At 56.8% G+C, this 22,945-nt stretch carries 27 protein-coding genes; 3 read left to right on the top strand and 24 right to left on the bottom strand.

The features are described from left to right. Nucleotides 1–55 precede the first annotated feature (55 nt). Nucleotides 56–751, bottom strand: a complete 696-nt coding sequence (locus AC2FLE_RS01815) for an HAD family hydrolase (RefSeq protein ID WP_496690835.1) — start codon at nt 749–751, stop codon at nt 56–58. A gap of 25 nt (nt 752–776) precedes the next feature. After that, nucleotides 777–1,061: a DUF3572 domain-containing protein gene (locus tag AC2FLE_RS01810; protein ID WP_142634849.1), complete on the bottom strand. Its 285-nt coding sequence runs from the start codon at nt 1,059–1,061 to the stop codon at nt 777–779. Between the two features lie 87 nt (nt 1,062–1,148). Between AC2FLE_RS01810 and AC2FLE_RS01805 the strand changes: the two genes are divergently transcribed. Next, nucleotides 1,149–2,549 (top strand): diguanylate cyclase, encoded by a 1,401-nt coding sequence (locus AC2FLE_RS01805; RefSeq protein ID WP_496694901.1) that lies wholly within the window; start codon nt 1,149–1,151, stop codon nt 2,547–2,549. A 5-nt stretch (nt 2,550–2,554) separates the two neighbouring features. Here the strand turns inward: AC2FLE_RS01805 and AC2FLE_RS01800 are convergent, their stop codons facing one another. From AC2FLE_RS01800 to AC2FLE_RS01785, 4 genes are read right to left on the bottom strand one after another with little or no spacing between them, the layout of a single operon-like run. After that, a complete protein-coding gene (locus tag AC2FLE_RS01800) occupies nt 2,555–3,028 on the bottom strand; it encodes a periplasmic heavy metal sensor (protein ID WP_496694900.1) in 474 nt (157 codons plus the stop codon). Continuing rightward, nucleotides 3,025–3,366 carry a hypothetical protein gene (locus AC2FLE_RS01795; RefSeq protein WP_496694898.1) on the bottom strand — a complete coding sequence of 114 codons (342 nt, stop codon included), beginning with the start codon at nt 3,364–3,366 and terminating at the stop codon, nt 3,025–3,027. The genes AC2FLE_RS01800 and AC2FLE_RS01795 overlap by 4 nt, the downstream gene beginning before the upstream one ends. After that, nucleotides 3,359–3,973 carry an RNA polymerase sigma factor gene (locus AC2FLE_RS01790; protein ID WP_281994866.1) on the bottom strand — a complete coding sequence of 205 codons (615 nt, stop codon included), beginning with the start codon at nt 3,971–3,973 and terminating at the stop codon, nt 3,359–3,361. The genes AC2FLE_RS01795 and AC2FLE_RS01790 overlap by 8 nt, the downstream gene beginning before the upstream one ends. Nucleotides 3,974–3,979: 6 nt before the next feature. Then, nucleotides 3,980–4,447, bottom strand: a complete 468-nt coding sequence (locus AC2FLE_RS01785; protein ID WP_142634858.1) for an EF-hand domain-containing protein — start codon at nt 4,445–4,447, stop codon at nt 3,980–3,982. Between the two features lie 223 nt (nt 4,448–4,670). Between AC2FLE_RS01785 and AC2FLE_RS01780 the strand changes: the two genes are divergently transcribed. Beyond that, a complete protein-coding gene (locus tag AC2FLE_RS01780; RefSeq protein WP_496694895.1) occupies nt 4,671–5,069 on the top strand; it encodes a DUF983 domain-containing protein in 399 nt (132 codons plus the stop codon). 25 nt (nt 5,070–5,094) lie between these two features. Next, on the top strand, nt 5,095–5,799 hold the full coding sequence (locus AC2FLE_RS01775) for an NUDIX hydrolase (RefSeq protein WP_496696072.1): 705 nt from the start codon (nt 5,095–5,097) through the stop codon (nt 5,797–5,799). 6 nt (nt 5,800–5,805) lie between these two features. Here AC2FLE_RS01775 and AC2FLE_RS01770 read toward each other — a convergent pair whose 3' ends face one another. The 18 genes from AC2FLE_RS01770 to nuoF all read right to left on the bottom strand — a co-directional run bounded on the left by AC2FLE_RS01770 (nt 5,806) and on the right by nuoF (nt 22,942). Next, on the bottom strand, nt 5,806–7,473 hold the full coding sequence (locus AC2FLE_RS01770; RefSeq protein ID WP_496694893.1) for a ribonuclease J: 1,668 nt from the start codon (nt 7,471–7,473) through the stop codon (nt 5,806–5,808). After that, nucleotides 7,470–8,249, bottom strand: coding sequence for a type III pantothenate kinase (locus AC2FLE_RS01765; protein ID WP_496694891.1), 780 nt, complete (start codon nt 8,247–8,249; stop codon nt 7,470–7,472). Before AC2FLE_RS01765 ends, AC2FLE_RS01770 begins: the two co-directional genes overlap by 4 nt. Before the next feature lie 11 nt (nt 8,250–8,260). Then, nucleotides 8,261–9,010 (bottom strand): biotin--[acetyl-CoA-carboxylase] ligase, encoded by a 750-nt coding sequence (locus tag AC2FLE_RS01760; protein ID WP_496694889.1) that lies wholly within the window; start codon nt 9,008–9,010, stop codon nt 8,261–8,263. A 36-nt stretch (nt 9,011–9,046) separates the two neighbouring features. Then, nucleotides 9,047–10,489, bottom strand: a complete 1,443-nt coding sequence (gene nuoN / locus AC2FLE_RS01755) for an NADH-quinone oxidoreductase subunit NuoN (RefSeq protein ID WP_496689762.1) — start codon at nt 10,487–10,489, stop codon at nt 9,047–9,049. Nucleotides 10,490–10,504: 15 nt separating this feature from the next. After that, nucleotides 10,505–12,049: an NADH-quinone oxidoreductase subunit M gene (locus tag AC2FLE_RS01750; protein ID WP_271950170.1), complete on the bottom strand. Its 1,545-nt coding sequence runs from the start codon at nt 12,047–12,049 to the stop codon at nt 10,505–10,507. Next, on the bottom strand, nt 12,049–14,199 hold the full coding sequence (gene nuoL / locus AC2FLE_RS01745; RefSeq protein ID WP_496694886.1) for an NADH-quinone oxidoreductase subunit L: 2,151 nt from the start codon (nt 14,197–14,199) through the stop codon (nt 12,049–12,051). Before nuoL ends, AC2FLE_RS01750 begins: the two co-directional genes overlap by 1 nt. A gap of 6 nt (nt 14,200–14,205) precedes the next feature. Beyond that, on the bottom strand, nt 14,206–14,511 hold the full coding sequence (gene nuoK, locus AC2FLE_RS01740; RefSeq protein WP_050602759.1) for an NADH-quinone oxidoreductase subunit NuoK: 306 nt from the start codon (nt 14,509–14,511) through the stop codon (nt 14,206–14,208). After that, nucleotides 14,508–15,119, bottom strand: a complete 612-nt coding sequence (locus tag AC2FLE_RS01735; protein WP_496694883.1) for a hypothetical protein — start codon at nt 15,117–15,119, stop codon at nt 14,508–14,510. Before AC2FLE_RS01735 ends, nuoK begins: the two co-directional genes overlap by 4 nt. Then, entirely contained in the window at nt 15,116–15,718 is a 603-nt protein-coding gene (locus AC2FLE_RS01730; protein ID WP_496694881.1) for an NADH-quinone oxidoreductase subunit J, read from the bottom strand. The genes AC2FLE_RS01735 and AC2FLE_RS01730 overlap by 4 nt, the downstream gene beginning before the upstream one ends. Next, nucleotides 15,715–16,125 carry a carboxymuconolactone decarboxylase family protein gene (locus tag AC2FLE_RS01725; RefSeq protein ID WP_142634878.1) on the bottom strand — a complete coding sequence of 137 codons (411 nt, stop codon included), beginning with the start codon at nt 16,123–16,125 and terminating at the stop codon, nt 15,715–15,717. Before AC2FLE_RS01725 ends, AC2FLE_RS01730 begins: the two co-directional genes overlap by 4 nt. Beyond that, nucleotides 16,122–16,616, bottom strand: a complete 495-nt coding sequence (nuoI, locus tag AC2FLE_RS01720) for an NADH-quinone oxidoreductase subunit NuoI (RefSeq protein WP_037307839.1) — start codon at nt 16,614–16,616, stop codon at nt 16,122–16,124. Before nuoI ends, AC2FLE_RS01725 begins: the two co-directional genes overlap by 4 nt. A 1-nt stretch (nt 16,617) precedes the next feature. Next, complete coding sequence (gene nuoH / locus AC2FLE_RS01715) at nt 16,618–17,655, bottom strand: NADH-quinone oxidoreductase subunit NuoH (protein WP_142634879.1); 1,038 nt, start codon at nt 17,653–17,655, stop codon at nt 16,618–16,620. A 204-nt stretch (nt 17,656–17,859) separates the two neighbouring features. Then, complete coding sequence (gene nuoG / locus AC2FLE_RS01710; RefSeq protein ID WP_496694879.1) at nt 17,860–19,881, bottom strand: NADH-quinone oxidoreductase subunit NuoG; 2,022 nt, start codon at nt 19,879–19,881, stop codon at nt 17,860–17,862. An 8-nt stretch (nt 19,882–19,889) separates the two neighbouring features. Then, on the bottom strand, nt 19,890–20,333 hold the full coding sequence (locus tag AC2FLE_RS01705) for a DUF5333 family protein (protein WP_496694877.1): 444 nt from the start codon (nt 20,331–20,333) through the stop codon (nt 19,890–19,892). Between the two features lie 2 nt (nt 20,334–20,335). Next, nucleotides 20,336–20,740 (bottom strand): DUF5333 domain-containing protein, encoded by a 405-nt coding sequence (locus AC2FLE_RS01700; RefSeq protein ID WP_496694875.1) that lies wholly within the window; start codon nt 20,738–20,740, stop codon nt 20,336–20,338. Nucleotides 20,741–20,838: 98 nt separating this feature from the next. After that, complete coding sequence (locus AC2FLE_RS01695; RefSeq protein ID WP_496690849.1) at nt 20,839–21,222, bottom strand: hypothetical protein; 384 nt, start codon at nt 21,220–21,222, stop codon at nt 20,839–20,841. Next, nucleotides 21,222–21,638: an MAPEG family protein gene (locus tag AC2FLE_RS01690; protein ID WP_281994871.1), complete on the bottom strand. Its 417-nt coding sequence runs from the start codon at nt 21,636–21,638 to the stop codon at nt 21,222–21,224. The genes AC2FLE_RS01695 and AC2FLE_RS01690 overlap by 1 nt, the downstream gene beginning before the upstream one ends. A 5-nt stretch (nt 21,639–21,643) precedes the next feature. After that, a complete protein-coding gene (gene nuoF, locus AC2FLE_RS01685) occupies nt 21,644–22,942 on the bottom strand; it encodes an NADH-quinone oxidoreductase subunit NuoF (protein WP_496696070.1) in 1,299 nt (432 codons plus the stop codon). Nucleotides 22,943–22,945: the final 3 nt, after the last annotated feature.

Raw genomic sequence — 22,945 nt, 5'->3', positions numbered from 1 at the left:
GTCTGCGACAGGCTATGTCGGTTTCGACGTCTGAACCGCCGAATTCACAGCCCGATCACGCCTTTTCGTACAACCAAGCAGGTATATGTCCGATGTTTGGCAAGACGACATCCGCCATCGCTTCGAGCGTTTCTGCACGCGCCATACCCGTCAGAACCCCGATCGTCTTCATACCTGCTGCCCGTCCGGCCTGCAGATCATGCAGGCTGTCGCCCACCATTGCTATGTTTTCTGGGTTTACCCCCACATGCTGCGCAAAGGCGAAGAGTTGCCCCGGGCCTGGCTTGAATCCGTGTCCACTGTCATAACCGGCGACAAAATCGAAATGTTCGCGGATCCCTGCAGACGAAAGATGTTCGGATGCGGGCATCTCTCCGTCATTGGTCGCAACACCCAGTTTCAGCCCAGCCTCGCGCAGCCCATCAAGGAACGGGATAAGCGGAACGGCCTGGGCTTGCGGAGATGAGGCTGACTCGGCATTCAACAGATCCACCAACTCTTCGCGCGGCATTTCCGGGAGGTGCGGCTCTAGAACCTCGGCGATTTCTTCGACGGTGCCCGCAATGACAACACTGTCCTCAGAATAGGCAACCTGTTCGAGGTCAAAGCCGATCACCTGCCCAAGCTCGGCCGCACGGGCATGATCTCCGTTCGTCACTCGCAGTAAAAAATTGCGCCCAAACGTGCCCCAGGTTTCCGCGAAATCAAACAAGGTACCGTCTTTGTCGAACAGGATGGCTTGGATTGGCATTGTGAAACTCCTGCCCGGTAGGCTTTCAGGTCCAATGAACTTCCGCGCCACCAGACAACAAGGCGCGGGCCTGGCCCGGCTGATCATACGGCACAGAATTGACGTCACAAAACTCGACTACCCACGAATCGTCAAGCATTAGAAAATCCAGAACTGAGCCCAGAAACTCCGGCTCTGCCGCCCTGTCTTTGATGTCCTGCACCGAAGCCCCCGTCGAACCCAGAAATACAGGCAGCAGGTCATCATTGCCAACAAGCCAGGCAAGGGCATTCAGCGCCAGCGTTTCGGCGGATTGAGCGGAAATTGGCATAAAGAAGCCCCTGATCTGATATTGGAAAGGGTTTGTTAACCAGAGTCATAAACACTTTAGCAACGCATGCAATCAACGGTGACTGATATGTCGGTGCAAGGAACGATCCTTGTCCTGGACGGGACCTCAACCAATCGAATTATGCTGAAAGTACAGCTTACCGCGGCCTGGTATCACGTCGCACAGGGGGAAAATCTGCGGGGTCTTGATGGGCTGCTGAAACGTGTGCGCCCCGATTTAATTTTAACCGCGCAGTCATTGCCGGATGGAACGGCGGCTGATGTCAAGAAAGTGGTAATGGCCGACCCGGATCTGGCGGATATTCCCATTGTCGCTATCGCGCCGCAAAACGACAAATCCGCAAGGTTGAGGGCATTGTCAGATGGGTTGGACGATGTATTGGCGCACCCGTTCAAGGACACGTTGTTGCTAGCTCGGGTTCGCAGCTTGTTACGGGCACGCGCCGATACGCAGGAATTGCAAGACAATAGCGGATCGCCATGTTTGGGATTTGCCGAAGCGACAAGCACCTTTGCCACGCCACCCAAAGCTGCGCGCGCCGCCCTACTGACGCAATCCGCTAAAACCGGGGCGCTTTGGCAGAAGGCGCTGTCCGAACATACGCATCACAGTCTGTCAATTCACACGATATCGAACCTTCACCGCCTGCTTTCTAGTCCCATCCCGGACGCGGTTATTGTCGAAATTGATGGCGAATCTTCAGGCCTGAGTGTTCTGGCGGATTTGAAATCGCGCGGGGCAACGCGGCACACAGTGCTGATCGGCATCTTGAGAAAGGATGACGCGTCTCTGGCTGCCGAAGCGCTGGATCGTGGCGCGGATACCATCTGTATGGCGGGGTTCTGCCCCCGTGAAACTCTGTTGCGGCTTGATAACCAGCTTGCCCGCAAAAGCCGAATTGACCAGATGCGGGATTCTTTGCGGCGTGGCATCGCGGAATCCTGGGTGGATCCACTGACCGGCCTGCATAACCGCCGCTATGCAATGCGAGCATTGAAGCAAATCGCCCGGCAGTCTGCGCAGACCGGGCGCGGTTTTACCGTGATGGTGGCCGATCTGGACCATTTCAAATCAATCAACGACAAGTTTGGCCATGCCGGAGGCGATCAGGTCTTGATCGAAACAGCCAAGCGCATGTGCAATTCCATTGGTTCTGACGGCTTTGTGGCACGGATCGGGGGCGAAGAATTCTTGATCGGTCTGCCTGAAACTACGGGGCCTCGAGCATTGGGGATCGCACGAACCGTCTGCGATGACATCTGCCAGTGTCCATTTGACCTATCCGAGGCCGCCGAACCAATCGCAGTGACAATCAGCATCGGCCTCATTACAGCCGATGACAACACGTTTCGCCAGGGCATCCCACCCGCACCATTGGACAACATGATAAAATCTGCGGATACGGCCCTGTATGCTGCGAAAAAGGCGGGACGCAATCAGGTCATGGTCCAGAATCACGCAGCCTGATCCGGTCAGTCGCGCTTTCTGCCCGCTTTCGATTTTCGGTGCACCACATCTTCCAGACGATCAGCGTATTCGACGCGTTCTTTCGGGCTCATGGCTGACACACGGATCAGCCACTGTTCCTGCAAAGCAGACTGCATCTCTGACATCACCTGCGCCTGCTGACCCAACAAAGTCTCTACAGCGTCAACCGCGAAGGGTTCGGCACGAAGTGCGTCGCCAAGGGCTTGAAAATCCGCCGTCCGATGATCGACACCTTGGCGGTGCAGGCCCGAAAGCTCGGCCCGCATCGCCTGGCGTTCATGCTTGGGAAGCGCGCGATAAAGCGCCGATCCAAATCCCGGAGGGGCTTTGACGTGGTCATTGTTTCTGATGCGCAGCGCCGTGCCAACAACCGCACCGATGACTAGCAGATTGATAGCAAGGGACACGATCAGCAGAACAGGCATCCACCGGCGTTTAGGTTTTGACTGTTCGCTCATTCGCCTTCCTCCAGGAAGATTGTATTCAGATCCATATCCGCAACCTCAAAGCCAGAGGATTGCGAATAAAGCAACGTCGCCGGATCGGGCAAAAAGGCCGGGGCAGTCAATCCAATCCAGATGCCAGCAATGCCCGCGGCCGCCAGACCTCCCATCCCCTGCCAGCCAAAGAAACTATCCAATGCCTGTGCCCAGAACCCTTGGGGTGATTTCTGATGCCTTTGCAAACGAACGGTTTCCGCATCGGCCAGAATACGAAGGGCGAGAGCATCGGGTAACGGCTCATTTTCTTGCCGAGCACGTAAAAACAGGTGATTCAGGTCGCTATTTTCATCCATCGGCATATCCCAACTCGTCTCTTCTTGCGGCTAACTGCTGTGCCAGTGCCCGCTTTCCCCGAGCTGTCAAACTCTCTACAGCTTCGACGGAAATATCCATGATTCCCGCGATTTCGGGATTGGGCAACTCTTCGATATGGCGCAAGACAACAGCCTGACGTTGCCGATCCGGAAGTTGCGCCAACGCGAACTGCAGTGCGTCCAACCTGGCGGCATCCTGAAGGTGTTCGGTTGCACTGATCGCATCGCTTTCAGGTTCGGCAACATCAGAAAGACTGTCCGCCGATTTCTTCCGCCGAATATCGACACACAGGTTCAGAGTGACTCGGTAAAGCCAAGTCGACACCTTTGCCTGTCCAGCAACCCAATCCGGCGCCATCTTCCATAGGCGCATCATGGCTTCCTGTGTGACATCTTCGGCTTCGGCCCGGTCGTTCAACAGCCTGAGTGCCACCGAAAAACTGCGCGGCCCAAGCCGATCGGTCAAAATGCGTGCCGCATCAGCGTCACCCTCGGCGAACCGCCGCAACAATGCATCGTCTCCGGGGTCGCCCGCAGCCTGACTTTGGCTGCGAGCCCCCGTTGATGAGGTACTCAGGTCCCGCATCCTTCATTAGCTGTCGTCGGTGCCAGCCTTGTCACGTTTTTTGTGATGCCAGCCCATCCGGTTTTTCGCATCGGCAAATTCCTGTTCCGAGATCGTGCCATTTTTGTCCGCGTCGATGCGGTCAAACATCTTGCCAGCACGGCGCGGCTTGGGCAACTCATCATCGGACAAGAGGCCATCTTGATTGGCATCGTGCTTTTCGAACATTTGATTCACACGCTCATTCGCCTTCTTCTGGCTAGCCGCTTGCATCTCGTCGACGCTCAACATGCCGTCGCCATTGGTGTCGGCATTGGTGAAACGCTGTTGCCTATAGGTTTGCATTTCTTCCTGCGTGACCTGACCATCATTGTTCAGGTCCAGCTCTTGAAAGGTCACGTCCTCTCGGCCTTTCGGACCGACAGCCAAGGCGGTTGTGCCTGTCAATGCAATGGCCGATACCAGAATGGCCGGGATAAGTTTCGCGCTTTTCATATCGTTTTCCTTTGTTTCTCGCGACCGGTTTGTCGCTGCTCACATAGGTTAAAACGGTGCAGTTTTCGGTTTCCGTCGCCCAATTTTAATTTTTTTCTGTTGCTCACTGCCAACGACCACATAATTTCCGGACATCTCATCGCGGCACAAAGCGACGCACCCCCCTTTTCTGTGGGGCAAAACAAGCGCAATATCAGGGCAATCTGAATGCGCGAGTTTCAAAATGACAGATCAAACGATCGACACAATATCCGAGAGCGACCGTCCAACCCGGCCTGCGCTAATCAAAGGCTTCCGTTGCCGCTGCCCAAAATGCGGTGAAGGCAAGCTGTTGCACAGCTACCTGAAGGTGAATGACAGCTGCAGCAGCTGTGGTCAGGAACTGTTTCATCACCGTGCGGATGACGGTCCAGCCTATCTGACGATCCTGTTGGTCGGTCACCTGCTGGCGCCCGCTTTGCACATCTCTTATGTCCAGTGGCGCCCTGACCCGCTGAACATGTTCCTGATTTTTGCATTCGGATGTACAGCCTTGACACTGTTCCTGCTACCGCGAATGAAAGGGGCCGTTGTCGCCTATCAGTGGGCACGACGGATGCATGGGTTCGAAACGGACCGATGACTGGAATGATTGGGTCGGCCCTGAGATGAGTACGGACAAAACTGCTATACGGGACGCTGCAACAGTTATCGTGTTGCGGGACCGGATGACGAACCCTTCCATTTTGATGGGTCAAAGGGGCGCAAAAGCCGTTTTTATGCCGAACAAATTCGTGTTTCCAGGTGGCGCGGTAGACGCAGAGGACGCCCTGGTCCCGCTATCGGCTGACATGTCCCAGCTCTGCCGCGATCGGCTTACTGAACAGTCTCCGCCCGGGCTGCAGAATGCTTTGGCGGCCGCCGCAATCCGCGAACTCTGGGAGGAAACCGGCCTGGTGCTTGGAGTTCCCGGCGCTTGGACAGGTGAGGTGCCGATTGACTGGCAAAGCTATGCAGAGACAGGATTTCTGCCCTCTGCACAGGCGTTGCAGTTTGTTTTTCGCGCCGTCACCCCGCCCGGCCGTACGCGCCGGTTTGATGCACGATTCTTTTTGGTAGATGCAGACGCCCTGCAAGGCGATCTGGATGACTTTGGCCGCGCTTCGGATGAGTTGTCTCACCTGCAATGGGTTCCGTTGAACAAGGCGCGCGAGCTTGATCTTCCCTTCATAACCGAAGTTGTTCTGGCCGAAGTTGCAGCCCGGGTCACACGACCCGAACCACCCCAAAGCGTTCCGTTCTTCCTCAATCAAGAAGAACAAAGCCTGTTCTTACAGATCAAAGGCTATCCAATGTCCGAACAGGACTTCTAGCCGAACCTACTTCATTCGGCTGATCACCGTGGTCACCTCGGGCTTTTTGCCGATCTCGGTCTTTGCTGTCTGACGCACGATCCGGCGCAGTGCCTCTTCCAGCTTGTCATCGTCGCGCCGTGTTTTGGCATCCGCCCGCATGAGGAATTGGTTCAGGTCCTCTTCCAGAACTTCAACCAGTGCTGCGCGCGATGTTCCGGTCTCGGCCAAGCCCATCGTATCGCACCAAGGTTCACCCAACGGTTCGTCTTCTTCGTCTAAAATAACCGTCACGGTTACATGCCCGTTCAAGGCCATGCGAATGCGGTCGCGGACAACTCCATCCAAGGCTCCGACCTTTACGGTTCCATCCAGATAAGTTCGGCCTGTCTCGACGTAGTCGACGACCTTGGGGGCATTGCCGCTGAGATCCAGCATCGTGCCATTGACTGCCACAACCCCGGTACGACTACCCGCTTCGGCCAGTTTAGCATGTTCGCGCAGATGTCGGTGTTCACCATGCATGGGAATAACCATCTGTGGGTTGACTATGGCGTGCACTTTTTCCAGATCAGGCCGGTTGGCATGGCCAGAGACGTGATACAGACCCGAGCTGTCATCCACCACATCAACGCCTTTTTCGCTGAGCTGGTTCATGATGAAGATTACGCCCTTCTCATTGCCCGGTATCGTCTTCGACGAGAACAGGAACAGATCGCCTTCCTTCAACTCGATCCCGCGGTATTTACCGCGTGCAAGCTGGGCACTGGCCGCACGGCGTTCACCCTGGCTGCCGGTTACGATCAGCATCAGGTTCTGGCGTGGGATATCTACGGCCTCTTCGGCGCTGATAACCTTGGGAAAATCCGTGAGAATACCGGTTTCCGTCGCGGCCTCAATCATCCGCCGCATCGCACGACCCAACAGAACGACCGAGCGTCCCGCGCGCTGCCCAGCCTCGGCCAGCGTCTTCACCCGTGCGACATTCGAGGCAAAAGTCGTCGCAACCACCATTGATTTGGCATTTTCGACCAATTTGGTGATCTCGGGCCCGACCTCGGATTCCGAGCGGCCCGCATGCGTTGAAAACACATTTGTGCTGTCGCAGACCAATGCTTTCACACCGTCCTTTGAAATCTCTGCCCAAAGGTCTTGATCGAACGGTTCACCTACTACAGGGTTGGCATCCAGCTTGAAATCCCCAGTATGCACGATCCGCCCCGCAGGCGAGTCTATGACAAGCGCCGCACTTTCGGGGATAGAGTGCGATACCGGCAAAAACCCGACTGTAAACGGGCCAACCGTCACCTGTTCAGGCCAGGCTGACAGGGTCTGAACCGCGTCTGTCGGATGGGCTTTCTCTTCCATCTTGCGACGCGCGAGATTTGCGGTGAAGGCGCGTGCATAGATCGGGGCGCCCAAGTCGTCATAGCAATGCGCCACAGCGCCGACATGATCTTCGTGGGCATGGGTGACGAATACCGCCTCAAGCCGGTCGGCACGTTCTTTTAGCCAGCTGATATCGGCATGGATCAGGTCGACACCGGGTGTTGTGTCCATATCTGGGAAGGTTACACCAAGATCGACAAGGATCAGCTTCTCCTTTCCCGGCTTGCCATAGCCATAGACATAGGCATTCATCCCAATTTCGCCCGCCCCGCCCAGGGGCAGATAGATCAGTCGTTCACTGCTCATGTTGAGCCATTTTCCTTGTTATAGCGATGGATCACGGTCAGTCCGTGCATCGTCAAATCGTCTTCTATAGCGTCAAACCCAACATCTGCCTGATCGAACAGAGGCGCAAGCCCCCCGGTTCCCACGACTTTCATTGGCATGCCATATTCCGCCTTGATCCGGGCAATCAGCCCTTCGATCAGACCGGAATAGCCCCAATACACGCCAGATTGAATGCAGCCAACCGTATTTGTTCCAATCACTTTTTCGGGACGTGTGATGTCGATATGCGGCAACGCGGCGGCCCCCTGGTGCAACGCCTCAAGGCTCAGGTTTACACCTGGGGCGATGATGCCGCCGACATATGCTCCATCCGAAGACACCACGTCAAAGTTGGTGGCCGTTCCAAAATCGACAACAACCACATCCCCGCCATGCCGTTCAAATGCCCCGGCAGCGTTGGCCAGGCGATCCGGGCCAGGGACCGTACCCTCGTCTATGCGCGGGCTGACAGGCAGCAGACACTCCGGCTTGCCCACGACCAATGGGCGACAGCCAAAAAACCGGTCCGCAAAGACGCGCAGATTGAAAACCACACGCGGCACGGTCGAGGCGATAATCACATCGGTGATATCAGCTTCGATCTCATAATGTTTGACCAGCGTAGAGTACCAGGTGAAATAGGCATCCGCCGTACGGGCATGGTGCGTAGACGTGCGCAGCGTGCAGACGAATTCCTTACCATCCCAAATCGAGAAAACGGTATTGGTGTTGCCGCAGTCGATGGCTAGAAGCATTGGTGCCCCTTTCAGAAAAATACGTCTGCCGCAGGTATGCTGACGCGGCCCTTCGCGGTGTTTAGGACAAGGTTACCGCCTGCGTCCACCGTTTCGAAGGTCCCGACCGTCTCAGTGGTGACAGTACGCGCGGTGATGACCTCGCCCAGCTTAGCTGCGCGGGACAACCAGGCAGCGCGGATGGGTTCGAACCCGTAGGTTACAAACTGGGCCTCAAAACGCGCATAGGCCGATGCAAGCTCGGTCAAAAAATCTTCGGTGGTGACATCTGCCCCTGTCTCGGACAACAGCGAAACCGGCCTTAGCGCACCTGGTTCGACTTTATCTGCAGTCGGTGCCTGCGCGAGATTTACGCCGATGCCGATTGCCAAATGCGAGACGTCCCGCCCCTGCCCGGTACTTTCCAGCAGTATCCCCGCAAGCTTGCCACCGTTCAGCAACACATCATTGGGCCATTTTAGCGACAGACCCGATATGCGTCCGGTGACCGCCACACATGCATCAAACAGGGCCAAGGCGGCGACAAAACTGCGCAGAGCGGCCCGTTCCGGGCGTCCTGCGGGCCGCATCAGCAGCGTTGCAGCAAGATTTCCCTCGGGGTTGGTCCAGACCCGTCCGCGCCGACCGCGCGCCTGTGTCTGGCGGTGCGCCAGGATCCAGACCGGACCCTGAGCCATCGGCGCGATCCGGGCGGCTTCGTTCAGAGTGCTATCGACCTCTTGCAATACATGCAGGCCATATCCATCCGGCCAATCACTCATGTCACAAGTACAATAGGCCGCGGGCAATGGTCGAGATCAGTTAACAAGCGTCGCCGCTGCAGCTGCCGCTGCGCCCTCAATCCCAAACTGATAGAATACGCCAACCAACATCAATGCAGCTGACCCCATCAGAGCAACCCACAGAACCGGAGACGAATTTGCGTCGATCGGGTCGTCATTCTCGGCACCGAAATACATATAGTATACGATCCGTAGGTAATAGAATGCACCGATCACCGAGGCGATGGCAGACATGATAACCAGCCCGGTCAGGCCAGCCTCAATACCCGCTTGCCAGACGCCGAATTTCGCAAAGAACCCAAGCATCGGTGGAACACCGGCAAGGCTGAACATCAGGATCAGCACGGCCAGAGCCTTACCCGGATCGCGTTTGGAATACTGGCGCAAAGCGTCAATGTCGGTAACAGGTTTACCGTCCCGTTCCATCATCAGGATAAAGGCGAAAGTTCCGACATTCATGGTCACGTAAATCGCCAGATACATCAGCATCGCCTTGATACCCAGCTCGGTCCCAGCCGCCAGTCCGATCAGCGCATACCCCATATGGGCAATCGACGAAAACGCCATCAGCCGTTTAATGTCGCGTTGTCCGATGGCAGCCACGGCCCCCAACAGCATAGACAGAACAGACAAGAGTACAATCACCTGCTGCCAGTCCTTTACGACACCTCCAAATGCGTCGTGCAACACGCGGGCAAACAGGGCCATGGCGGCCACTTTGGGCGCCGTGGCGAAGAAGGCAGTGACTGGTGTGGGCGATCCTTCATAGACATCCGGCGTCCACATGTGGAACGGAACAGCCGAAACCTTGAACGCGAGCCCCGAGATCAGGAAGATCAACCCGAACAGCAACCCGAGGGTCACATCGCCGTGGTGAACGGTCTGAATGATGCCCGAGAACAGCGTGGTACCCGTAAAGCCGTAGACAAGCGAAGCCCCATACAGCAGTAAGCCCGAGCTAAGCGCGCCCAGAACGAAATATTTCAGGCCAGCCTCGGTGGATTTGGCGCTGTCACGACGCAGCGCAGCCACAACGTAGAGTGCCAGCGACTGCAGCTCGAGCCCCATATACAGAGACATCAGGTCACCCGCGCTGACCATCATCATCATGCCGACAGCGGCAAGCGCCACCAGCAAAGGGTATTCGAAACGCAACAACCCGCGGCGGGTCATATAGTCCTGGCTCATCATCAAAACGGCAGCGGCAGATAGCAGGATCGCCACTTTGGCAAAGCGCGCGAATCCGTCATCAACGAACATGCCGTTAAACGCGATGTTCGTCCCGTCGCCATTGGTGGCGATCCAGAACGCCAGCAGCGCCATCAGCCCTGCTGTCACCCAGACCAATGTCGGCGCAAGCCCGTCCTTGGTGGTGTAAACAGCCGCAAGCAATGCCGCCATCGCATATAGTGCCAGAACGATCTCTGGCAGGATAATTGTCAGATCAGCCTGGATCATGTCTCCAAAGCCTCCTTAATGCGAGGCGGCTGTCTGGGTCGCGGTTTCAGCCGCGGCCAGAGCCGTATCATAGTTCGAAATCAGCGCGGCAGTCGAGTTGCCAATCACATCTGTTACCAGCGATGGATACACACCCAGCAGGATCGTCATGACGATCAGGGGGGCAAATATCAACCGCTCGCGCGAGCTCATATCAGTCATCGCCTTGAGGCTTTCTTTGATAAGATCCCCAAATACGACCCGACGATACAGCCACAAAGCATATCCCGCCGAGAAGATAACACCAGTCGCGGCCACAGCAGTCACCCAGGTATTGACCTGGAATGCGCCCATCAGGGTCAGGAACTCTCCGATGAACCCACTGGTGCCCGGCAGGCCAACATTGGCCATGGTGAACAGCATGAAGACCAGCGCGTAGGCAGGCATCCGGATTACCAGACCGCCATAGGCCTCGATATCGCGGGTGTGCATCCGGTCATAGATCACGCCGACACACAGGAAGAGTGCCGCCGAGATGAACCCGTGGCTGAGCATCTGGAAGATGGCTCCGTCGACACCCTGCTGGTTTGCAGCAAAGATGCCCATGGTGACAAAGCCCATATGTGCGACCGAGGAATAAGCGATCAGCTTTTTCATATCCTCCTGCACCAGAGCAACCAGCGATGTGTAAACCACAGCGATGGCCGACATCCACAGCACCAGATCGGTCATCACCGCCGACCCCACCGGGAACATCGGCAGGCTGAACCGCAGGAAGCCATAGCCACCCATCTTCAACAGGATCGCCGCCAGCACGACCGACCCTGCGGTCGGCGCCTGCACGTGTGCATCCGGCAGCCAGGTGTGGACCGGCCACATCGGCATCTTCACCGCAAATGAGGCAAAGAACGCCAGGAACATCAGCGTCTGCATACCGCCTACGATATGGATGCCCAGAACGGTAAAGCTGTCGGACGAGAAATGATGCGCCATCAGCGCTTCGATATCCGTCGTGCCTGCATCCGCATACATCGCAACCATAGCCACGAGCATCAGCACAGAGCCAAGGAACGTGTAGAGGAAGAACTTGAAGCTGGCATAGATGCGCTCTTTACCACCCCAGATGCCGATGATCAGGAACATCGGGATCAGACCCGCTTCGAAGAACAGGTAGAACAGCACCAGGTCCAGCGCCATGAACACGCCAAGCATCAGCGTTTCCAGCAGCAGGAAAGCAATCATGTATTCCTTGACGCGGTCTGTCACATTCCAGCTGGCCAGAATTGTCAGCGGCATAATGAAAGTGGTCAGCAACACGAACAGGACGCTGATGCCATCCACACCCATCTTGTATTTCAGACCCATCAGCCACTGGCCCTCTTCCACCATCTGGAAGCCGGTGTTTTCAGGATCAAAGCCAGTATAGATGCCAATCGAGACCAGGAAGGTCACCGTCGTCGCAACCATGGCCACCCATTTGGCATTGCGTTGCGCGGCTGCGTCGTCGCCCTGCAGAAACAGCGCCAGAATGGCGGCCGCCGCTGCGGGGATGAAGGTGACGATCGAGAGGATATTGTCCATTAGTGTGCGCCTCCGCCGATCGACATCCAGGTGACCAGGGCAGCAATTCCCAGGACCATCCAGAAGGCATAGGTAAATATGTAACCAGTCTGCGCCTTGCCTGCGAGGCGGGTGAAGAATGGCACGATGCCCATCGCTACCCCGTTCAGGAAACCGTCAATCGTGTTGCCGTCGCCGCGTTTCCACAGGAACCGCCCAAGTGCCAAGGCAGGTTTGACGAAGATCGCGTCATAGATCTCATCAAAGTACCATTTGTTCAGCAGGAACAGATAAAGCGGACGCTGGTTTGCTGCCAAGCGCGCGGGCAACGTCGTATTCACGATATAGAACCAATAGGCCACGATGAAACCAAGCAGCATCGCAACGAAGGGTGAGACCTTGACCCATTTCGGAACAGCATGCGCATCGTCCAGCACATGATTGTCCGGTGCGATGTAGAGCGCGCCTTCTCCGGGCGTGCCAACAAAGGCATAATGGTGATCGCCGCCCTGCGCGTCCTTCTCACCATGGCTGTCCTCCGCGTGACCAGCATCCGCATGCGTATCGTCGCCGTGATCATCTTCGACATGGGTATCGTCCCCATGCGCGCCCTCTGCCGCGTGGCCATCCACCGAAGCCTCTGCAACCGGAATGCCATAGAACTGGCCGACCTTGTCGGTATGGCCAAAAAAGTTGCCATACCAGATCATCCCGGCGAAAACCGCACCCAGCGACAGAACGCCCAGCGGAACCAGCATGACCAACGGGCTTTCATGCGCATGGTCATGCGTGTGCTTGTCCCCGCGCGGCTCGCCATAGAAGGTCAGGAAAATCAGACGCCAGCTGTAGAATGACGTAAATACCGCCGCAATCACCAGCATCCAGAACGCATAGCCGGTGCCTCCGGCAAAGGCGCTTTCGATGATGGCATCCTTGGACAAGAACCCGGCAAAACCGAATGTGGTCAGCGGAATGCCAACCCCGGTAATAGCCAGCGTACCGATCATCATCGCCCAAAAAGTATAGGGGATTTTCTTCCGTAACCCGCCATATTCTGTCATCTCTTGCTCGTGATGCATCGCGTGGATCACAGAACCGGCCCCAAGGAACAGCAGCGCCTTGAAGAACGCGTGAGTCAGCAGGTGGAACATCGCCGCCGAATACATGCCAACGCCTGCGGCCACGAACATGTAACCAAGCTGCGAACAGGTCGAATAGGCGATGACGCGTTTGATATCGGTCTGCACCAAACCCACGGTCGCAGCAAAGAAAGCCGTCGAAGCGCCGAGGAAGGTGATGAAACCAGTAGCCCCCGGCGCGAACTCCATCAGCGGCGACATGCGGCAGATCAGGAATACACCCGCAGTCACCATGGTCGCGGCGTGGATCAGGGCTGATACAGGCGTCGGACCTTCCATCGCATCCGGCAACCAGGTGTGCAGGAACAACTGTGCCGATTTGCCCATCGCACCGATGAACAGCAGAACGCAGATCACCTCGATCGCGGTCCATTCACCCCACAGGAAGTGCAGCTTCTCTTCGGCCAATGCCGGGGCAGAGGCGAAGATGTCCGAGAAATTGATGCTGTCGGTCAGCAGGAATAGCGCAAAGATTCCAAGCGCAAAGCCAAAGTCCCCAACCCGGTTGACGATAAACGCCTTCATCGCCGCCGCATTGGCGCTTGGCTTGCGGTAATAGAACCCGATCAGCAGATAGGACGCGACGCCCACACCTTCCCAGCCAAAGAACATCTGAACCAGATTATCCGCCGTCACCAGCATCAGCATGGCAAAGGTAAAGAAGGACAGATATGCAAAGAAGCGTGGCTTATAGCTTTCGCCTTCGCGCCATTGTGGATCGTGATCCATGTAGCCAAAGGAATACAGGTGCACCAGCGCCGAGACGGTCGTCACCACGATCAACATAATCGCGGTCAGCCGGTCCAGACGAATGGCCCAGCTTGTCGACAATGATCCGCTTTCGATCCAGCGCATGATCTCGATCTGCTGGGTGTGGCCGTCGAATGTCAGGAACACGATCCACGACAGCAGACAGGCCAGAAACAGCAGGCCCGTGGCGGTCCACATGGCGGCTTTCTCGCCTATGAACTTCCAGCCGAACCCGCACAGGATCGCGCCCACCAGCGGGGCAAAGAGGATGGTGGTTTCCATGTGCCCTTACCCCTTCATCATATTGACGTCTTCAACCGCGATCGAGCCGCGGTTGCGGAAGAAGCAGACCAGAATGGCCAGCCCGATCGCCGCTTCGGCCGCCGCCACGGTCAGCACGAACAGCGTAAACACCTGCCCGACCAGATCGCCCAGAAAGCTGGAAAACGCCACGAGGTTGATATTCACCGCCAGCAGCATCAACTCGATGCTCATCAGCAGGATGATGACGTTCTTGCGGTTCAGGAAGAGACCGAAGATGCCGATGACGAACAGCGTCGCCGCGACCGTCAGATAGTGTTCAAGTCCGATCATAGCTTCGCTCCTGGCGAGTCGGGGTAGTGGAGTTTGCAGCCACAAAGAGGGTCAAAACGATCCTTTTTGGGTACCTTTTTGCCGAAGTCATCCAACATTAGTGGTACTAGGTTTTCGTCTATGGTGACCTGATCCGAATACGCCGACAAATGGGTTTTCAACTCTGCAATAGTTGAACCCTCTGTGAGCGAAAACGGACCGTCGGACTCCAACAAAGAAACGGGTTCTCGTCCAACAAAATTGCACGCCGAGTCCAATTTCTCGATTGACCATTCTTCAAAACTGAAAATGCGGATTACTTCAGGCAAAGCGCAGTCTCCGACCATAACGTCAATGACTTGGCCTTCGCCTTGGTCAATCACTTGGTAAAAACGAGAACCGCCAAGAGCTACTGCTGCCCCAGTCTTAATACGGTCCCGTATTCCGCCATTTGACAATTCGCAGCTTTGGCCAACTACAACCGGTTCGCTCGAAGCTCGCGCCTTGCGGTTGTCTTTCCATTTCTGACCTTCACTTGGCTCCTCTATGGAGCAGGCATAAGCTCTACTCGCGCCAAACGAGACGCCCATGGCTAAAGATGCCAAGATTATGACTTTGGAGAATTTCACAACCCCTGCCCCGGTTTCACGTCCTTCAACTCCATCGCCTTGGCCGGGTCGCGCATCATCTGGCCTATGATGTCCTGACGCTTGATGTCCTTACGGTGGCGCAGGGTCAGAACGATGGCGCCGATCATGGCCACCAGCAGGATCAGGCCCGCCAGTTGGAACAGAAGGAAGTATTGATCGTACAGGATGACACCCAGTGCCTCGGTATTGTGGCGATCCACCGGGATCGGCTGCGCCAGATTGGCCGCCGCGCCCTGCGCGCTGTCCCAAGCGCCAAAGGCCATGACGAACTGCATCAGGATGACCAGACCGATCAGCAAGGCCAACGGCATATAGCGTGCCATCTCAGCCTTGAGTTCGGCAAAGTCCACGTCGAGCATCATCACCACGAACAGGAACAGCACCGCGACCGCACCGACATAGACGATGATCAGCAGCATCGCCACGAACTCGGCCCCCAGCAGCACAAACAGTCCTGCCGCGGACAGGAAGGACAGGATCAACCACAGCACGGAATGCACCGGCTGGCGGCTGATCACCGTGAACAGTCCGCCGGTGATGGCGCTGATGGCGAACAGATAGAAGGCAAAGACGGTCATTGATCCTCATCCTCGTTATCGCCCATGACCTCTTGCGCCAATTCCAGCGCGCGGGTCATGGCCGGGATGCCGGCAAAGACCGACATCTGACCGATCGTTTCCACGATCTCTTGTTTCTTGGCACCGGCTTCCACAGCGTGGCGCACGGTCTGACGCACCGCCGCATCCGCCTGCGCGCCCTGACAGGTCAGCCCGGCCAGTGTCAGCAACAGGCGCGTTTTGGCATCCAACCCGTCTTTGTTGACGGTGTTGCCGAACATCATCTCCATGACTTCTTTTGGCATGGTCGGCCATAGAGTTTCGAACCCTTTGGGCGAGAAGCTCTCCATCGCAGGGTTCATCGCCTTGGCCATGTCCTGCGCCTGCTTCATCATCAGCTCAAACGGATTTGTCGGGGCGTCAGTCATCGGTACGGCGCGTCCATTTCCAGATTGCGGGCGATCTCGGCTTCCCAGCGCTCGCCGTTGTCGAGCAGTTTTTCCTTGTCGTAGAACAACTCTTCGCGGGTTTCCGTGGCGAATTCGAAATTCGGACCTTCGACGATGGCATCGACCGGGCAGGCCTCTTGGCAGAAACCGCAATAGATGCACTTGGTCATGTCGATGTCATAGCGCGTGGTACGGCGGCTGCCATCTTCGCGCGGTTCGGCGTCGATTGTAATGGCCTGTGCAGGGCAGATCGCCTCGCAGAGTTTGCAGGCAATACAGCGTTCTTCACCGTTGGGGTAACGACGCAGGGCGTGTTCACCGCGAAAACGCGGAGACAGAGGACCCTTTTCATGCGGGTAGTTCAGGGTGGCCTTCGGTGCGAAGAAGTACTTCAGTCCCAGCTTCATGCCGACCCAGAAGTCCTGTAGCAGGAAGTACTTGGCGGCGCGGGTGTAGTCGATTTGGGTCATGTCAGCCTCCTACGCTCCAGCGAGCGAATGCACCCCAGAACCAGTCGAATTTTGCCGCAAAGGCCACGAATACCACCCAGGCCAGCGAAAACGGCAGGAAGACTTTCCAACCCAGCCGCATCAGCTGGTCATAGCGGTAGCGCGGCGTGATCGCCTTGACCATTGCGAAGAGGAAGAAGAAGAACGCCATCTTAGCGACCATCCACAGCACGCCGTCGGGCAGGCCCGGGATCGGGGACAGCCAGCCGCCGAAAAACAGCAGCGTGGTCAGCGCGCACATCAGGAAAATGGCGATATATTCGCCAGCCATGAACAACAGGAAAGGCGTGGCCGAGTATTCGACCTGATAGCCCGCGACCAGTTCGGATTCCGCCTCTGGCAGGTCAAACGGTGGGCGGTTGGTTTCGGCCAGCGCCGAGATGAAAAACAGGAAGACCATTGGGAAATGCGGCAACCAGTACCAGCTGAAGAACCCAAAGCGCCCGTCTTGCGCATGCACGATGTCACCGAAGTTCATCGACCCGGTCGACAGGATCACACCGATGATGATCAGACCAATCGAGACCTCGTAGGAAATCATCTGAGCGGCAGAGCGCAATGAGCCAAGGAAAGGGTACTTTGAGTTCGACGCCCACCCCCCCATGATCACGCCATAAACCTCCAACGAGGACACGGCGAAGACATACAGGATGGCGACATTTATATCCGACAGCACCCAGCCGTCGTTGAACGGAATCACAGCCCAGGCGATCATCGCCAGAACAAATGAGGTCAACGGCGCGAGGATAAAGACGGTGCGATCTGCTCCCGCTGGGATAACCACCTCTTTAACCACATATTTCAGTGCGTCGGCCACCGATTGCAGCAGGCCATAGACGCCCACCACGTTGGGGCCACGGCGCATCTGAACCGCCGCCCAGATCTTCCGGTCTCCATAGACAAGGAACAACAGCGAGATCATCACAAAGGCCACAACGGCAAGCACTTGTGCCAGAATGATGAGGGCTATTCCGCCTGGGGTGTTAAAGAATTCAGCCATTGGTCCTCACACCGTGGGTATTCCGTTTTCCGCACGAAATGCTAAGGCCATGTGCCTGCGCAAAGTGCGTCTGGGTCGGCGCGTTGGTGTAAACAGCATCTGCAGCCTCTACGCCACCCTTTTTATTCCGTTTTATAGGCAAAACAGGGGCGAGCCCCTGTCCGACCAGCACAGGGTCGAAATGCGATATGACAGAGTTTCGGTTCATTCCGCCGCGATCTTTTCGCCTTTGCGTGCCTGCGTCTGCGCCGATAGCTCAGCCATCAACTGCGAGGCCCGTGCAATCGGGTTGCTCAGGTAGAAGTCCTTGACGGTGTGACGGAAGCTCGCCTTGCCCAGCGGGCCGAGCTTCAGCGCCTGAACCTCGTTTTCGATCACCTCGTCGATACGGGCCAGATGCGGCACCGCCTCGATCAGCGCGGTGCGCAGTTGCGCCAGCGAGTCATAAGGCAGTGTCGCACCCAGTTCGGCAGACAAAGCGCGCAGGATCGCCCAGTTTTCCTTCGCCTCACCTGGTGCAAACCCGGCACGCATCGCCAGTTGCGGGCGGCCTTCGGTGTTCACGAACAGGCCGTTTTCCTCGGTATAGGCTGCGCCCGGCAGGATCACGTCGGCGCGGTGCGCACCTCGATCGCCATGGCTGCCCTGATAGATGACAAAGGCGCCGTCGCCGATTTCAACTTCATCGGCACCGAGATTATAGATCACATCCGCCGCGCTGATTGCATCCATGCCACCTTCGTTGGTGGCATCGACATCCATAGAACCAACACGTGAGGCGGCTGTGTGCAGGACAATCAAACCGCTTTCGGTATTCGCCGCAATGGTTTGCGCAGAGGCCAAAACCGCAGCGCCATCCGCTTCCTGCAATGCACCCTGACCAATGATGACCAACGAGCGTTTGCCCTTGACCTCATCATCTCCGCCCATATCCACCACCTGCTGCAACGCCGCACGATCATCGCCGACATGGTGGTAATCATAGGTCAGATCGACTGCCGGGCCGACCACAGCAATCTCGGCCCCATGCGCCCAGGCTTTGCGAATGCGCGCGTTCAGCACCGGCGCCTCATCGCGCGGGTTGGTTCCGATCAGCAGAATGCGCTCGGCGCTGTCGATATCTTCGATCGCAGCGGTCCCGGCATAGGCCGCGCGGTTGCCCGCTGGCAGCTTGGCGCCATCGGTACGGCATTCGACAACACCACCTTGCCCTTCAATCATCTGCTTCAGAGCAAACGTAGCCTCGACCGGGGCCAAGTCGCCCACGATACCGGCGGGCTTTTCAGCCCCTTTCAACGCCTCGGCCGCTTTGGTCAACGCCTCGGGCCACGTCGCCGGGCGCAGCTTACCGTTTTCACGCAGGTATGGCTTGTCCAGCCGCTGACGACGCAGGCCGTCCCACACAAACCGCGTCTTATCACTGATCCATTCTTCGTTCACGCCATCATGATTGCGCGGCAAAAAGCGCATGACTTCGCGCCCTTTGGTATCCACACGAATGTTCGAACCCAATGCATCCATCACGTCGATGCTTTCGGTCTTGGTCAGTTCCCAAGGGCGCGCGGTGAAAGCATAGGGTTTCGAGGTCAGCGCCCCGACGGGGCACAAGTCGATGATATTACCTTGCAGATTCGAATCTAGCGTCTGGTTCAGATATGACGTGATCTCGGCGTCTTCGCCCCGCCCGGTCTGACCCATCTGAGTGATCCCGGCCACTTCGGTTGTAAAGCGCACGCAGCGGGTGCAACTGATACAGCGGGTCATCGCGGTGCCAACCAGCGGACCCAGATCCAGATCATCGACCGCGCGCTTGGCTTCCTTAAACCGCGTGCCCGACATGCCATAAGCCATCGCCTGATCTTGCAGATCGCACTCGCCACCCTGATCGCAGATCGGGCAATCCAGCGGGTGGTTGATCAGCAAGAACTCCATCACTCCTTCGCGGGCCTTCTTGACCATGGGCGAGTTGGTTTTGACCACCGGTGCCTGCCCTTCCGGCCCCGGACGAAGATCGCGCACCTGCATGGCACAAGAGGCCGCAGGTTTGGGCGGCCCCCCAACAACTTCGACCAGACACATCCGGCAGTTCCCGGCAATCGACAGACGCTCGTGATAGCAAAAGCGCGGCACTTCGACCCCGGCCTGTTCGCAGGCCTGAATCAGGGTCATCGCACCATCGACTTCGATTTCCTGTCCGTCGATGTTTACTTTGCGGAGGTCAGACATGATTTAAACTACCCTTTCAGGAATGTGCCGATAGCAGATTTTTTGGCGATTTCGCTTCGCCCTGCCGAGCACATCGTATCTGGAACGCCAATCACGATGCCGTTTCCTTGGATATAGCGAATAGCGTCGTCCTGTATCCGCTTCCGCGGCAAATTTCTTTCGAGATAGGCAAAATCGCTTTCCCGATACCCTTTGGCTTCTAGGTCGTCAGCTACCGTTTTCATGCTTTGCCTGATCTGCGAACGATTGAGCGACAAATTCGGACAACCGCCTGCAATCTGCTCTGCCATAGCGTTGGCAAAGGCCACATCATAGAGGCCCTGCGGAACCTGTGTACGAAACTGAGCGCGAGATGTGTCAGCGTCCAAAGCTTGGCTGGATGTTGACTCGCATCCAGCTAAGACCAAAAGCAAAACACCAGCAAAGCCCATCATCAAAGCTCTGAAACCCATACTCAATTCGCCCTCAAATACACGCCGATGGCGCTGTTTCTTTCAATTTCCGCACGCCCAAGCGTACAGAAAGAATTCGGCCGGCCATACGACACGCCATTTTGGGCCAGATAGGCCTCGCCCTTGGCGCGCATCCGGTCTTTTTCTGCATCCGAATCGACATAGGAGCGGATTTCACTGTCGGAATAGCCCAACTGGTTCGCTTTCGACCGCAAGCTCCACATCACACCAATCGCTTTCATGCGCCGCCCGCTGATGGAGGGGCAGTATTCCGAAATTTCGTTCGCGATAGCGATGTAATAGAGTTCGTTGTCGATCTCTTTGACTTCGCGCAAGGGAGGTTTAGCCAAAGCAACCGCAGGCAGTGTCAGCGCCGTTGCAACGGCAAGCATTTTGATACCAGACATGACAAATCCTTTCGTCTTGGAAAGACCAAGACGACGGAGGCCAGCATTGCTATGCAATAGCAATGGGCCTGTCACGGCGTGATATGCAAAAACCCGCTTCATGGACGGCGGCAGCTCCCGGCAAAGGTTAGTCTGTCATCGTTGATCTGAAGGTTTTGTGGTTCGGTATCCGGCCCGACCTTCCAGTCGATCCTGGAGGATCCGAAATTCGCGATGCAAAACTTGGTGCCCTCATAACGGCCGGCCTCGCGTGCACCATCCAATGAGGCAGATACTCCTTTGATCACAACGGTGAAATCCGAAGGAGACGCTTTTTTGTTGATGTGCTTTGCTTTGGCTCTGAACGACTTGCCATCGAATAGAATACGATCTTCCGACGGCTTAATCAGCCCGCAGGCCGAAACCGCCGCCAGCAGTAAAACTGCGCCGATGAAGGAAACATTCTTGGTTCTGGTCACAAGATCAACAGTTCGTTCAATCATTAAAACGCCGCCACCAATGCCATGATCCCCATCACGAACATGCAAAGCCAGGCAACCACGTAAAGAACCGAGCGCAAGCCAGAGTTCGGCTTACCCAGTCCACGCAGATGAACAAACAGCATTGCCAGACGCGAAACCAGTGCCACCGAGGCGAGCAAGTTTACCCAAAACGGGCTGACCCCCACCAAAATTGCCGCGATCGTAACCGCCGCAAAAGCAGGAAGCGTTTCAGTGCCGTTCAGATAAGCACGGTTCAACCGATAGGCCCTGTCTGAATAATCTTGCTCGGGCGTGGCGCCTGGCGCCAGCCCTTTACCCTGTTTGGCCATTGCCGAAAATGGGGCTAGGAACAGGACGACGAGGGTGAAGATCATCACCGATGCAAGTGCATGGCCATAGTCCGAGAATACTTCCATTTGAATCACTCCGCTGCCATCGCACCCGTGCGGCCCGATTTCTGGGCCTTGATGCGGTCTTCGATTTCTTCCCGGAAATTGCGGATCAGGCCCTGGATCGGCCAAGCTGCCGCATCACCAAGGGCACAGATTGTGTGGCCCTCGACCTGTTTGGTCACGTCAAACAGCATGTCGATCTCTTCCAGCTCGGCCTCACCCCGCACCAGACGATCCATCACTCGCATCATCCAGCCGGTGCCTTCGCGGCACGGTGTACACTGGCCACAGCTTTCATGCTTGTAGAACTTCGACAGGCGCCAGATCGCCTTGATAATGTCGGTGGATTTATCCATCACGATCACGGCCGCTGTTCCCAACCCCGAGCCCAACTCACCGCGCAAATAGTCGAAATCCATGATTGCGTCGCGCATGTTTTCGCCGCGCACGCAAGGCACCGAAGACCCGCCCGGAATCACAGCCAGCAGATTGTCCCAGCCGCCGCGAATGCCGCCGCAATGGGTTTCTATCAGCTGCTCAAACGGGATCGACATCGCCTCTTCAACCACACAGGGGTTGTTCACATGGCCCGAGATCGCAAACAGCTTGGTGCCCGCGTTGTTCTGACGGCCAAAGCCTGCGAACCAATCGGCCCCGCGACGCAGGATGGTCGGCACAACGGCGATGGATTCCACATTGTTCACCGTGGTCGGGCAGCCATACAGCCCCGCGCCCGCCGGGAACGGGGGTTTCATCCGCGGCATGCCCTTTTTGCCTTCAAGGCTTTCGATCAGAGCGGTTTCCTCGCCACAGATGTAGGCGCCCGCACCGTGATGCAGGAAGAGGTCGAAATCCCAGCCCGAACCGGCGGCGTTCTTGCCCAGCAGACCGGCATCATAGGCCTCGTCAATCGCGGCCTGTAGCGCCTCACGCTCGCGGATGTATTCACCGCGCAGGTAGATATAGCAAGTGTGCGCATTCATCGCGAAAGAGGCGATCAGGCAGCCTTCGATCAGCGTATGCGGATCATGGCGCATGATCTCGCGGTCTTTGCAGGTGCCGGGCTCGGATTCATCCGCGTTCACCACCAGATAAGACGGGCGACCATCGCTTTCCTTGGGCATGAAGGACCATTTCAAACCGGTCGGGAACCCTGCACCGCCCCGGCCCCGCAGCCCTGAATCCTTCATCGTCTGAATGATCCAGTCGCGCCCGTTGCCGATCAGGCCAGCAGTGCCGTCCCAATGCCCCCGGGTCTGTGCACCGCGCAAAGTACGCTCGTGCATCCCGTAGATGTTGGTAAAGATCCTGTCCTGATCCTTCAGCATCAT

The sequence above is a fragment of the Ruegeria sp. CDSA077 genome (assembly GCF_059612265.1).
This window is presented reverse-complemented; position numbering and strand designations above follow the sequence as displayed.